Source organism: Vibrio wakamikoensis (genome assembly GCF_050337275.1).
Lineage (GTDB): Bacteria > Pseudomonadota > Gammaproteobacteria > Enterobacterales > Vibrionaceae > Vibrio > Vibrio chaetopteri.
The window spans coordinates 1-12,461 of record NZ_JAKJST010000019.1 but is presented as its reverse complement, the minus strand read 5'-3'; the positions used below and the strand labels follow the sequence as shown (position 1 = coordinate 12,461).

General features: G+C 46.0%; 10 protein-coding genes. 5 read left to right on the top strand and 5 right to left on the bottom strand.

Going from position 1 to position 12,461, the window contains the following annotated elements:
- Positions 1 to 4 precede the first annotated feature (4 nt).
- Both L4C42_RS10540 and L4C42_RS10535 read left to right on the top strand, forming a co-directional pair.
- Positions 5 to 1,501 carry a CoA-acylating methylmalonate-semialdehyde dehydrogenase gene (locus tag L4C42_RS10540; protein WP_353499462.1) on the top strand — a complete coding sequence of 499 codons (1,497 nt, stop codon included), beginning with the start codon at positions 5 to 7 and terminating at the stop codon, positions 1,499 to 1,501.
- 7 nt (positions 1,502 to 1,508) lie between these two features.
- The gene (locus L4C42_RS10535) at positions 1,509 to 2,246 is read left to right on the top strand and encodes a glutamine amidotransferase-related protein (RefSeq protein WP_353499461.1); all 738 of its coding nucleotides are present in this window, start codon (positions 1,509 to 1,511) and stop codon (positions 2,244 to 2,246) included.
- A 71-nt stretch (positions 2,247 to 2,317) separates the two neighbouring features.
- Here L4C42_RS10535 and L4C42_RS10530 read toward each other — a convergent pair whose 3' ends face one another.
- The 3 genes from L4C42_RS10530 to L4C42_RS10520 all read right to left on the bottom strand — a co-directional run bounded on the left by L4C42_RS10530 (position 2,318) and on the right by L4C42_RS10520 (position 5,926).
- Positions 2,318 to 3,265, bottom strand: coding sequence for a LysR family transcriptional regulator (locus tag L4C42_RS10530; protein WP_353499460.1), 948 nt, complete (start codon positions 3,263 to 3,265; stop codon positions 2,318 to 2,320).
- A gap of 106 nt (positions 3,266 to 3,371) precedes the next feature.
- Positions 3,372 to 5,096, bottom strand: coding sequence for an alkaline phosphatase family protein (locus L4C42_RS10525; RefSeq protein WP_353499459.1), 1,725 nt, complete (start codon positions 5,094 to 5,096; stop codon positions 3,372 to 3,374).
- A 20-nt stretch (positions 5,097 to 5,116) separates the two neighbouring features.
- On the bottom strand, positions 5,117 to 5,926 hold the full coding sequence (locus L4C42_RS10520; protein ID WP_353499458.1) for a formylglycine-generating enzyme family protein: 810 nt from the start codon (positions 5,924 to 5,926) through the stop codon (positions 5,117 to 5,119).
- 202 nt (positions 5,927 to 6,128) lie between these two features.
- Here L4C42_RS10520 and L4C42_RS10515 point away from each other — a divergent pair, with 202 nt between their 5' ends.
- The 3 genes from L4C42_RS10515 (at position 6,129) to gltS (ending at position 9,887) form a co-directional block, all read left to right on the top strand.
- Positions 6,129 to 7,490, top strand: coding sequence for an anaerobic sulfatase maturase (locus tag L4C42_RS10515; protein ID WP_353500210.1), 1,362 nt, complete (start codon positions 6,129 to 6,131; stop codon positions 7,488 to 7,490).
- A 33-nt stretch (positions 7,491 to 7,523) separates the two neighbouring features.
- Positions 7,524 to 8,549 (top strand): tetratricopeptide repeat protein, encoded by a 1,026-nt coding sequence (locus L4C42_RS10510; RefSeq protein ID WP_429760428.1) that lies wholly within the window; start codon positions 7,524 to 7,526, stop codon positions 8,547 to 8,549.
- Positions 8,550 to 8,660: 111 nt separating this feature from the next.
- The gene (gltS, locus tag L4C42_RS10505) at positions 8,661 to 9,887 is read left to right on the top strand and encodes a sodium/glutamate symporter (protein WP_353499456.1); all 1,227 of its coding nucleotides are present in this window, start codon (positions 8,661 to 8,663) and stop codon (positions 9,885 to 9,887) included.
- 347 nt (positions 9,888 to 10,234) lie between these two features.
- On the opposite strand, the gene L4C42_RS10500 is transcribed toward gltS, so the two are convergent.
- Entirely contained in the window at positions 10,235 to 11,305 is a 1,071-nt protein-coding gene (locus tag L4C42_RS10500) for an MBL fold metallo-hydrolase (RefSeq protein ID WP_418641594.1), read from the bottom strand.
- Positions 11,306 to 11,366: 61 nt separating this feature from the next.
- Positions 11,367 to 12,329: an alpha/beta fold hydrolase gene (locus tag L4C42_RS10495; protein ID WP_353498310.1), complete on the bottom strand. Its 963-nt coding sequence runs from the start codon at positions 12,327 to 12,329 to the stop codon at positions 11,367 to 11,369.
- Positions 12,330 to 12,461: the final 132 nt, after the last annotated feature.

The window sequence follows — 12,461 nt, the reverse complement described above, 5'->3', positions numbered from 1 at the left end:
ACTTATGTCAGTTTTGGTATCAAACTTTATTAATGGCGAGATTGTTGAAAGTAGTAGCCAGCGAAATGCCGATTTGTTCAACCCTGCTAATGGCGAGCTAAGAGGGCAAGTTCAGCTTTCTAGTGCAGAAGAAGCCTTGGCGGCCGTCGAGGTTGCGAAAAAAGCGCAAGTTGATTGGCAAGCTACTCCGCCACTGCAGCGTGCTCGTGTCATGTTTCGCTTTAAAGCCCTATTGGAAGACAATGCCGATGAGCTGGCAACATTGATTTCGACCGAGCACGGCAAGGTTCATAGCGATGCATTGGGGGAGCTCACTCGCGGTTTGGAAGTAGTCGAGTTTGCTTGTGGTATTCCACACCTACTTAAAGGCGAGCACTCGCTAAATGTTGGACGTGAAATTGATAGCTATTCCATGATGCAGCCTGTGGGTGTTTGTGTTGGGATAACGCCGTTTAATTTCCCGGTGATGGTACCGCTGTGGATGATCCCTGTCTCTCTTGCTTGCGGTAATAGCTTTATTCTTAAGCCTTCGGAAAAAGATCCAAGTGCTTCGCTAATGCTTGCAAAATTGCTAAAAGAAGCTGGTTTGCCAGATGGCGTATTCAATGTTGTCCAAGGTGATAAAGAGGTTGTTGATGCGCTACTGGAAGCGCCTGACGTTGCAGCTGTAAGCTTCGTAGGCTCGACACCAATAGCGGAAGCGATTTACTCAAAAGGCAGTGCTAATGGTAAGCGCGTTCAGGCACTTGGCGGTGCGAAAAATCATCTAGTTGTTATGCCGGATGCCGATCTTGAGGGTGCAACGAACGCGATTATGGGCGCAGCCTATGGCGCGGCGGGTGAGCGCTGTATGGCAATTTCGGTAGCGGTTGCAGTGGGCGATGAAGCGGCGGATAAGTTGGTTGCAGCTCTTAAAGAAAAGGTCCAAGCACTGCGAGTCGGTCCTGGGCTTGGCGTTTCTCCAGAGAACGAAATGGGGCCTTTAGTCAGTGAGCCACACATGAATAAGGTACGTGAGTACATTCAAACGGGTGTTGATCAAGGCGCGACTCTGGTTGTCGATGGAAGAGATATCGATACGGGTGCTCCCGGTTATTTCGTAGGCGGTACACTATTTGATAACGTTACCGCAGATATGACCATCTACAACGAAGAAATCTTTGGTCCAGTACTCTCTGTGGTGCGAGCGAAGGATTATCAACACGCTCTAGAGCTTATTAATGAGCATGAGTTTGGTAATGGCACCGCGATCTTTACCCGTGATGGTGATACAGCTCGTGATTTTGCAGAAAAAGTTGAGATCGGAATGGTGGGTGTAAATGTGCCTATTCCAGTCCCAATGGCATTCCACAGCTTTGGTGGCTGGAAACGTTCTATTTTTGGTCCACTGAATGTGCATGGCAATGATGGTGTTCGCTTCTATACTCGTATGAAGACAGTGACAGCACGATGGCCAAAAGGGCAACGTGAAAGTGAATTTGTAATGCCAACAATGAAGTAGGTGATGAATGAAGATAGGGATTATTACTTGTGGTCATGTAGATCCACCGTTATCCGATTATGGTCAATACGCTGACATGATTGAGGGCTCGTTGGTCGAGATCAATCGTGACTTTACGTTTCAAGACTACGATGCCACCAAAGGTGTGTTACCAGCGCTGGATGAATGTCACGGCTTTATCATTACTGGCAGTGTGCATAACGCGTATGATAATCACCCGTGGATACTTATGCTGGTGGATTGGGTGGTACGTTGTGAAGCGCAGCGCAAGGCATTGGTGGGTATATGCTTTGGTCATCAACTGATCGCGAGAGCACTAGGCGGTAAGGTGCAAAAGTCCGATAAAGGTTGGGGACTAGGAAGCTATGAAGTGCAGATGCAGGCGCAAAAGAAGTGGATGAGTCTGTCGGTAGACAGTGCAAGACTTCTCGTCAGCCATCAAGATCAAGTAACGATTGTTCCTAAAGCGCTTACGGTGATTGCAGGTAATGAGTTTTGTCCTAACTTCATGTTGGTAAAAGATAATCATATCTTCACGGTTCAAGGGCACCCGGAGTTTAGTGTGTCCTTTACTCAGAAGCTGGTGGAAAAGCGTCAGCATCTCATCACGCCAGAACACTATCAGCAAGCGTATGTTGACCTAGAACAGCCACAAGACTCAGCGCTTATTTTGCACTGGATCGACAACTTCTTTGTTATGGCACAACAAGGGAAAAGCGCAGAGCGAATGCAACAAGCGGTCTGATAATTGTTCTGGGTATAACCGTCTCCAATAGGCCTGATGTTTTTCTTCTTTCTAATGAAGAAACATCAGGCCTATTTGTACATCAAGTGATAGTCAGGAATATAACTTTCCCAGATAGCCGGCTCACCAATCGCCAGTTTTAGCTCGTTGATAAACTCCGAGACCAGAAGAGTTTGCTTTCTATGTGGATAGAGGGCGTAGATACCTTTATCAAGAGTCGACAGAGTATGGTCAGTCAGCAGAGGAACTAACCCCAGTTCATCAATGGGCTTCTCCAGGTTGAACAGATCAATCACTGCGTAACCCAAACCATCGCGCACAGCCGCAATTAGGGTGCGTACGTCACTGACTTTGTAGTTGCCTTGCATTTTAAACGAACGAAGTTCACCGCCATTAGGTTCTGTACTCATCTTAAAGGTATCCAGACAAACTGTGCCGTTGTTGTAAATGATGGCGGGCAAGTTAATCAGTGCTTCTGGTGTTGTGGGTTTGCCGTGAGAATCAATAAACGAGTTCGATGCTATTACAGCAAAGTTAGAATTAGCAATTTTTCGGGCAATGAGGTTGGAGTCATCAAGTTTGCCCATCCGAATCGCCACATCATAGTGATCGGCAATGATGTCGGTACGACGGTCGTCTAAATGCAGTACAACTTGAACATTGGGATATTTACGCATAAATCGCGTTACGACAGGTTGGATGTATTGCTGGCCGAGGAACATGGCAGAGACGATACGAATGACGCCTTTCGGCTCAGATTGGTAGGAGTCCGCGATGTTCTTAATGTTATCGAGCGTATCAATGAGTTGATAGGCTTCTGCCAAAATATCCTCTCCAGCAGAGGTCAGGGAAAACGAACGTGTTGAGCGATTAAGTAATTGAACACCTAGGTGTTGTTCGAGCTTCTTGATCTGTTTGGATAGTGAGGAGTTGTCCATATTGTTTAACGATGCGGCTTTGGCAAATGAGCCTTGTTGGACGACATCGACAAACAGTTTAAGTTGCTGAGTAATGGACATGGATTTGCTGCCTTAACTAAATGATTCGTAGACATAATAGTTAAGGGGTATAAAGAATGAAAGGGGCGTTTGATTTATCTAAATCAAACGCCCCTTTAAATGAACGCTAGTTATCGACAACCTCTTCGAGGATATTTCCGGTTGCACCGCTTGGCGCACTGATGTTTAAGTAGCCAGAAAGCGTAGGCGCGATATCATAAGGCGTAACCGGGCGGCTTATGGTTTCAGCTTCCAGTTTGTTACCCGCAAAGATAACCGGCACATGAGTATCATATCGCCAAGGTGAGCCATGCGTTGACGCAATGGTGAGTCCGTCCATATCGTTAATGTACGTACGTGAGCCAAACACCATGTACACATCGCCTGAGCGCAGTGGGTGATAGTTATTGCGAATCAATTGATTCACACGAGAATCCGCTACGCGATTGTTCGCGATGTCTTCACTGGTCACCGCTGCGGCAACACCTTTCACTTTCATCACTTCTTCTGCGATGAGCTTCTGAACGTCACTCAGTGATAGGTTTTTCTTGGCAATTAAGTCGTGATCTAGGTAGATGTATGGCTGTGCGTAAAGCTTAATGACCTCTTCACCCAATCCAAACTCGCTCTTTAACTTGCTCATCAACTCTTTGGTGAGTAGGGCATCTTTATTGAAGTAGAACGGCTGTTTAAAGCCTAATGTATTTAGCGTTGGTGCAGCTTCTGGTACGCCATGATCAGCAGAAAGTACGATTAGCGTATTGTCTAGACCTACGGAATTGTCGATATGGCTGAACAGATCCGCTAAGGTTTTATCGAGCCTAATTAAATTATCTTCAGTCTCTAAACTTGAGGCACCATACAAATGCACCACGTAGTCGTTAGAAGAGAAGCTGATGGCTAAAAAGTCGGTTGCGGAGCCAGTTCCCAGTTTCTCTTGTGCCATTAGCGTTTTAGCAAATTCTGCCGTGATCTCATCACCCGCAGGGCTAACCGTTAGCATGGTCGAGTAGTACTTGTATGACGCAGGTCCGTATGGGTGCGGGAAGGTTCGTGCAAAGCCACCAAGGTCGACTTTGTGGTCTTTAGCTCGTTCTTGTAAAGAGTAGCTTTCTTTAGGCAGAGAGAGCTCCCACCGTTGACCTGAATAACGGTTAGGAATCGCTTTTTCATTCCAACGATTTAGCCATTGTGGATTGCTGTCGTAGTAGTAATTACTGGTGACGAACTCTGACTGTGCTTTTGAGAACCAAAAAGCTTTGCCACTGTGGCCTGCTAAAGATATCGCCCCGCGATCTTTGATTGATACCGAGAAAACACGAGATTGACCATTGTTGGAGATAGTCAGCTCATCACTAAAGGTGGTAGACAAAATAGGGTCTGGAGAGCGTCCATCACCGGCGGCGGCTTTTTGAGTGGGGTCGATTTCCGTTGCTTTATCGACACCGGCCCCTGTGGCTAGCATCGTATAGTTAGGGTCCTCGACATTATATACCAGACGGTCAAGCGTTCGATCGAACCAAACGTTGCCCACCATGCCATGCACAGCAGGCGGCGCGCCCGTTGCTAGGGAGACATGGCCTACGATGGTTTCGGTATTGGCGTGTTCATAGTTGGCGTTTTTGTAGTAGATCCCTTCGTCCATTAGATAGCGAAAACCACCTTGGCCAAAGTTATGTTTGTATCGCTCAATGAGATCGCCACGCAGGCCATCAACGGTAATTTGAACCACTAGCTTGGGCTGGGTAGCCTCTGCGTGGGCGATTGTGGGTAGCAAAAGCCCACCTGAAAGTGACGCCGTCACTAAGAGTGCGCGTGTCACATGGGAAGTTATATTGAGGGTATGTTTCATACAGGTTCCTTGCCAAGACGTTAGTGATCTTTTGCCAGACGTAATCCCATGTCCGACATAATTATAGATTGGCTTGCGAAGTCACGACGGAAATTTTCTGATTCATCAGCGTCATAGGAGAAGCTTCCACCTCTAACGGATTTATGTGACAAGCCAGAATCTGAGTGTTTGGCATTGTTGGGATTATCGACAGGAGAAAAACGGTAAAAGCCGTCATCAAAGGCATCTTGAACGAATTCGCCGACGTTACCTGTCATGTCATAGAGGCCAAGTTCGTTTGGTTGTTTAAGTCCTACAGGATGAGCGCGATTGTTTGCGTTTCCGACATACCATGCGACGTCGTCAATGTTGTTAGAACCCGCATAGGTGTAGCCCTTAGACTCGTTTCCGCCTTTTGCAGCAAATTCCCACTCTGCTTCTGTAGGTAGGCGATAGTTTTCACCTGTCAGTTCGTTTAAACGCTCGACAAAGTAATTGGCCTGTTGCCAGCTTAGGTTATTTACAGGCACGTTAGGGTCGGCAAAAAAGCTCATCGATGAACCCATAACGTATTCAAATAGCTCTTGAGTGACTTCAAATTTGGAAAGGTAGAAACTGTTCACTTTTACAGTGTGAGCTGGGCGCTCTGACTTAGCGGCATCTGGAGCATCGGATCCCATCACATACTCACCACCCTCAACTAGCACCATGTCTTGGTTGATTTTGAGGGCGATAGGGTGATCTGGCTTAGTTGCGCAGCCAGAGAGTAGGATAGGTAGCGCGATGATAGCGAAGACTACGAATAGTTTGGTCGCATTCCATGCCTGTTTTTCCTCTGTGTGATGGTTCATGTGCGTTGCTCTTGTCAGTCAAAAGTATCCTCTAAATATTAACTTCAGCGCACTTTCCTTTTGGTTATATGCACTATAACAATCACCTCTCTGCACTTGGGATACACTAAGCTCGTTATCCGATATAAGGTTTATTTCTATGGTTTTTAGCGCTAACTCGACCACATCTCCAATGGCATCTTCTTCAAACGCCGAGTCACCGATGCAGCTAACTCAAGGACCACAATTTCAAGGAAGACCCTCTAAGCGAATGCACGTGATGGCGAAGCCAATTGGTGCTGTGTGTAATATCGACTGTAACTACTGCTACTATCTGAGCAAACAAGATTTGCTTGAATATAAGAAAGGCTGTTCACCAGAGATGGATGAAGCCATGCTTGAGCAGTACATCAAAAACTACATTCAAGGTCAGAACACCCCGGAGATCATTTTCACTTGGCAGGGTGGTGAACCGACCATGCTTGGTCTGAGCTACTTCAAAAAAATCGTCGAACTACAGGCGAAGTACCAGCCACCAGGTGTGAAGATTTCCAACGACTTGCAAACCAACGGCACCTTGTTAGATGACAAGTGGTGTGAGTTTTTAGCTAAGTACAACTTCCTCGTCGGCTTAAGCATTGATGGACCACAAATGCTGCACGATGCTTATCGCACCAATCGTGCCGGTCGTGGTACTCACAAACAAGTCATGCAGGCAGTCGAGTTATTACATAAATACAAAGTGAGCTTTGCCACGTTAACGTGTGTGAACAATCTAACCAGCAAAAATCCTCTAGAGGTTTACCGCTTTTTGCGCGATGAAGTTCGTTCGCCACAAATGCAGTTCATTCCTATTGTTGAACAGAAGACGTTTCGTACCGATGCGCCTCAGGCAGGGCAATCGAGTGAGCAGTTAACACAAGGCGATAAACGCCTTATACCGGGTAATGCAAACTCTATTATGGAGCCTTGGTGTGTGTCGGATGAGGCTTGGGGTAATTTTCTTATCGCAGTTTTCGACGAATGGGTTCAGAAAGACATTGGTAAGGTGTTTGTTCAGTACTTTGAAGCCAGTGTAGAGACGTGGATGGGGCGCAAAAATCCACTGTGCACTTTAGGGTCACTGTGTGGAAAAGGGTTGGCAATGGAGCCAAATGGAGACGTGTTTAGCTGTGACCACTATGTCTACCCAGAATACAAGATTGGCAATATTAATACCGATAGCCTAGAAAATATGGCTTACAGCAAAGGCCAGCAAGAGTTTGGTTTTGCAAAATCTCGGACATTGACGAGCCAATGTCAGCAATGTGACTACCAGTTCGCTTGTTACGGAGAGTGTCCAAAAAATCGCTTCATCAAAACTCGAAATGGAGAGCCTGGTTTGAACTATCTGTGTGCGGGATGGAAAAAGTTTTTCTCTCATGCAGACAAAGCGTTAGCGTACATACTGCGAGCAACGGGAAATCCAGTAGCCCATGGCAAATTTAGTGATCGAGCGGTCGCTGAGCAAAGAAAGATGGCCATGCAAAGTGTTGTGCACAGCGCCAATACGACCAATGCAACCGGCTTTAATTCAAAGTTCTAACAAGCCACTCAGTATCCATTTTAGGAGCGAATCATGAATATCAAACCTTTGGCGCTGGCAGGCCTGTTACTGGCATCATTCAGCCATTACGCAATTGCAAATAATACCGCTATCGGAGAATCCAACGCACAGGCGGTGTCTTCTGCGCAAGAATCTACCGAACAGCGCATTCAACGTTTGTCTTATGTTGCACAAAACCAAGCAGAAAGCGCAGAAGCGCGTGTCGATGCACTGCATGAACTCAGCCAATACCCCAATCAGAATGCGTTGGTGGCGGTTACGCGTGCTTTGAAAGACAGTAATCCTGATGTGAGGGAAGCAGCAATAGTTGGTGCAAAACCTTATCAATTTGAGTATCGATGGAAGCTAGTATCCCCTTTACTATCTGATGGTGAAGAGTCGGTGCAAATAGCGGCGGTAATTAACTTATTGCCAGATTACTCGACCATGGCTAACGAACAGCAACAGGCGATTGATAAGATTTATCCTACAGTGACCGCATACCTTGAAAGACAATCAGGCAAGCGCAGTCAATTACTATTGGGTGACGTTTATCGTTGGCAATTGCAGTGGGAGAAGGCAGAGCAGCAGTATCTTGCACTCATAGATGATCCGGAGCTGACGACACAAGCATCACTTAGCTTATCTGATAACTATCGCGCCCAATCTAACGATAAACAGGCACTAAATGTACTGAACCAAGCAATCGAACGTGACGATGCTTCAGCACAGCTTCAATATGCGAAAGCGCTGACTTTGGTTCGTATGGAGAATAAATCAGAAGCTGCGAGCGCTATAGAGAAGGCGACAGATCTTGCTCCGGACAACAGTTACTACTGGTATTTAAATGGGGTGTTGCAAGAGCCGTTTGACGCAGCAAAAGCAACTCAGTCGTTCGAAAAAGCCTATTTGATCTCGGGTGCACCAGAGCAGCTTTATGCGGTGTGCGATATGTACGTTCGTCATAACAACGCGAAAACAGAGGCGTGTTTAGGTGAACTAGGTAAGGTGGCTCCCCCGTACGTGATTGAGCAATTGAAAGCGAAGCAAAATCTTTGAGCAATTTCTCAACTATATGTAACAAAATAAAAAATTCACCACAAAAGAGTTGGATAGCATACTGAATACAGGCATCCTGTAGTTATTATTTTGTTACAGGATGTAGGTACTATGATAATTGAAGACGGTGTGATTCATATCGATTCTTTTTTAGCGGTAACCATGGGCATTATTGTTTTGTTTGTGGGGCGCAGGCTTAACCAGGTTGTGGGGTTTCTAAAGGAGTTTAGTATCCCTGAGCCTGTGTCGGGTGGTATTGTTTTCTCAGTTTTGTTCGCACTCTTCCACATGGCAACGTCGCTTGAAGTCTCTTTTGATTTGATGGCTCGCGACGTGCTCTTGGTTTACTTTTTCACCACCATTGGTATTAACGCCAGCCTAGGTGATCTGATGAAAGGCGGTAAGCCGCTCATTATTTTGCTTGCTATCACCGTCGGTTACATGTTGCTCCAAAACGTCACGGGTATAACCGTTGCAACGGCCTTTGGCTTAGAGCCAGTGGCGGGTCTTCTCAGTGGTACGGTATCTTTGATCGGCGGCCACGGTACTGCTATTGCTTGGGCACCAAAAATTCAAGAGCAGTTTGGCCTCAATACAGCGATGGAAATTGGTATTGCGAGTGCGACCTTTGGTTTGATTCTGGCCAGTATCATGGGTGGTCCAATCGCTAAGTTCCTTATTAAACGCTATGACCTTAAGCCTGCTGAAGAACAACACTTAGATGTGGGTGTTGCTGACAACAAACCAGAGCCAAAAATCACCTCTTATGATTTCCTTGATGCCATGCTCGCCATTCACACCTGTATTATTGTCGGTGTGTTCCTTAATGAAGGGGTAGAGTATCTTGGGCTACAACTGCCTCTGTTCGTGACCTGTCTGTTTGCAGGTATCATCCTTTCGAACATTGTCCCGCACAACTATCCACGCATAACTGGCACAAAATGGCCTGCTAACAAACCGGCTGTGGCATTGATTGCTGACATGTCTCTGGGTGCGTTCTTAGCGATGTCACTGATGAGTATGCAGCTTTGGACACTAGTAGATTTGGCAGGACCGATATTTGCTATTCTCGGCGCACAATTTGTGGTCGCGATTTTGGTTAACCTGTTCATCATTTTCCCAGCGATGGGTAAAAACTACGATGCAGCCGTTATCTGTTCAGGCTTTGGTGGTATTTCACTAGGCTCGACACCAACAGCAATGGCTAACATGTCAGCCGTGGCACAAAAGTACGGCAACTCGCACCAAGCCTTTATTGTAGTGCCTTTGGTTTGTGCGTTCTTTATCGACTTAGCGAACGCCTTTATTATTCCTTACTTCATGGGGGCTTTGGCTTAAGCGATTTTGGAATCCAAATAAAAAGACGCCTGGGTTGTCAGGCGTTGCACCATAAAGCTAAAGATTCCGTCATTCCTGCGCAGGCAGGAATCTAATCACAGCGCGTTACCAACCTGATTTACGTAACCTAGTCGACGTTTTTCAGTCACCAACACGCGGTAGGAGATCCTCACTTTTCGTGAGGATAGCGAATGCATTGAAAGCAGAGTGTTTCGTATAACTAAGAGGCTTTTGTTCAGAACCTTGCCGATTAGGCTCTGGCGCACCTTTGCCCCTTTACGAGCTAGCAATGCTTTTGATGGTTAGTGTTGTTGTCATATAGGTCTCGTTGAAGCATTTCTTAAAGCTTACAGCGCAGATGGAGTGCCCGGCAGATACGCCTTCCACCAACGCTGTGTAAATTCATTCATCGTACTCAGTGTCATCACTTCGCCGAACATGGGAGTGACGAGCTCTACCTGATGAGACCGTGCCTCTTGTTCTATCTTCTCGAGTGGTTCAAACCACGCATGATTGCTTAAGTTAAATGTAGTGTTATGTATTGGGACTAAATAATGCCCCTGAAGATCGCGATGGGCTTGCACAGTCTGTTTCGGGAACAAGTGTACAAACTGCCATAAACTATTGTAAGCACCGTTTTCCATTAACGTCACATCAAAAGGGCCGTATTTGTCACCAATATCTTTAAAACCCGAAAAGTAGCCAGAGTCACCGCTAAAATATAAACGTAAATCGTCATGTATAATCACCCAAGACACCCACAGTGTTTCGTTTCTATCGGTGAGTGAGCGGCCAGAAAAATGTTGTGAAGGCGTAGCGACGATAAGAGTATTGTCATGTTGAGCTTCTTGCCACCAACCGAGTTCGGTTACTTTTTCCGCAGGTACGCCCCACTGAATCATTAGAGGTTTAATGCCAAGCGGCACATAGTAATGTCTTGTACGTTCAATCAAAGCCTTTATAGTCTGCTCATCTAGGTGATCAAAGTGGTTGTGTGAGATCACTATCGCATCGAGCTGTGGAAGAGCGTCTAAAGAAAGTGCTGGCGGGGTATAGCGTTTAGGCCCAGCCCAGCTCACAGGTGAAGCGCGCTCAGAAAACATTGGGTCAAACAAAATATACTTTTCATCAAGGCGAAGTAAGACGCTGGAGTGCCCCAACTTGACCATCGAAGGTTCAGTACTCGCCTCCATGTTGCTTATTAATATAGGCTTAACGGGCAGAGGCTCAGAAGGAAGAGGGTACTCACTACTATTGAAGTAGATGGAATTGATTGCGTCAAACAATCCAACCTCACTGGGTTGTTGCTCTGGGTTGTAGAACTTGCCAGACTGGTAATTTGCTTCGGAGTTATAGTTTGCCTGAGTGCTGCAAGCAATTAGGGCAAAACAGGTTAACATCAACAAGCTAAACTTCATGTTTTTCCTTATCTGAAGGATCGGCACTTATTACTCCAGAACAACAGGTTAATTGGGAAATTCAAGCAGAAACATCAATCTGTTTGTGCTCACTAACGACCCAACTATCAATCATTGAGGCGAACATTTTCGGTTGATCTGCCCATGAAAAGTGACCTGCTTCAGGAAGAATATGYAGTTTACTTTTCGGTAGTGCTGCATGGATACGTTCAGCATTACTGACATCAAATAGCACATCTAATTCCCCCCAAAATACTAATGTTGGGAGCTGAATTTCACTTAGGCGTGCCGCAATTGCTTCTGACTTTGCATGAAAATCTTTAAACCAATGTATTACTTCAGGCGCCCTACCCGCATAGGATCTCTTATAATCATCGATTTCAACGGCGTTGGCTTGATGCCGCACAGCCCCAATCTTGGCAGAATACGCAATCAGTGGACCTGCACCTAGTAGGGAGGTAGTGGCTCGCATGAAACCAAACTTGGCCAGCATATCGATCATAAAACCAAGCTCTACGGGGTTGGGATTACCTATACTGTGGCCTATCACCATACTGGTTAATCTGTGTTCGTGGTCGAGCACATAACTAAGGGCAGAGGCCATTCCTACATCAGGAGCGACAAGGTGAATGTCGTTCAGTTCAAGAGCGTCAAAGATTGCAGCGAGATGATTTCCTTGTGCGGTTGGCGTCATATCATGACGATCACCTTCAGAGCCACCAAAACCGGGTAAATCTATTGCGATTACTCTGAAATTGGCAGTGAGCGATTCCCAAGAACCGGAAAAATTGAGGATACTAGCCGGAAATGGGCTAAGTAGAACAACTGTTGGTGCGTCAACGGGACCTGCTTCTGCCAAGCGAATTTTTCGCCCAGCAATATTTCGTATTTCCAGTTGTATATTGACAACAGGGTTTTCAAACGATTGCGCTCGCTTTTGAGCTGCTTTCACTTTAGGCCATTCCGGAGAGACGAGCAGTAGTGAGGCAGCATTGAGCGTATCAAATAGATTTAGTTTCTTCATTTCTCATCCTTGAGTAACGGGTAATTTGACCTTCAACATGAATTTTGAGCGCAGTGTTAGGCGGTTTTTCTTTATTTCAGTCCATCCATTAGATACTAAAAGTCTAATTGCCGAAACTCATTTATGTCCAAA

What these genes read in the sequence shown, in the direction of transcription:
- gltS (WP_353499456.1), top strand. Translation starts at nt 8,661, where the DNA reads ATGATAATTGAAGACGGTGTGATTCATATCGATTCTTTTTTAGCGGTA.
- L4C42_RS10510 (WP_429760428.1), top strand. Translation starts at nt 7,524, where the DNA reads ATGAATATCAAACCTTTGGCGCTGGCAGGCCTGTTACTGGCATCATTC.
- L4C42_RS10525 (WP_353499459.1), bottom strand. Translation starts at nt 5,096, where the DNA reads ATGAAACATACCCTCAATATAACTTCCCATGTGACACGCGCACTCTTA.
- L4C42_RS10535 (WP_353499461.1), top strand. Translation starts at nt 1,509, where the DNA reads ATGAAGATAGGGATTATTACTTGTGGTCATGTAGATCCACCGTTATCC.
- L4C42_RS10540 (WP_353499462.1), top strand. Translation starts at nt 5, where the DNA reads ATGTCAGTTTTGGTATCAAACTTTATTAATGGCGAGATTGTTGAAAGT.
- L4C42_RS10520 (WP_353499458.1), bottom strand. Translation starts at nt 5,926, where the DNA reads ATGAACCATCACACAGAGGAAAAACAGGCATGGAATGCGACCAAACTA.
- L4C42_RS10530 (WP_353499460.1), bottom strand. Translation starts at nt 3,265, where the DNA reads ATGTCCATTACTCAGCAACTTAAACTGTTTGTCGATGTCGTCCAACAA.
- L4C42_RS10515 (WP_353500210.1), top strand. Translation starts at nt 6,129, where the DNA reads ATGCAGCTAACTCAAGGACCACAATTTCAAGGAAGACCCTCTAAGCGA.
- L4C42_RS10500 (WP_418641594.1), bottom strand. Translation starts at nt 11,305, where the DNA reads ATGAAGTTTAGCTTGTTGATGTTAACCTGTTTTGCCCTAATTGCTTGC.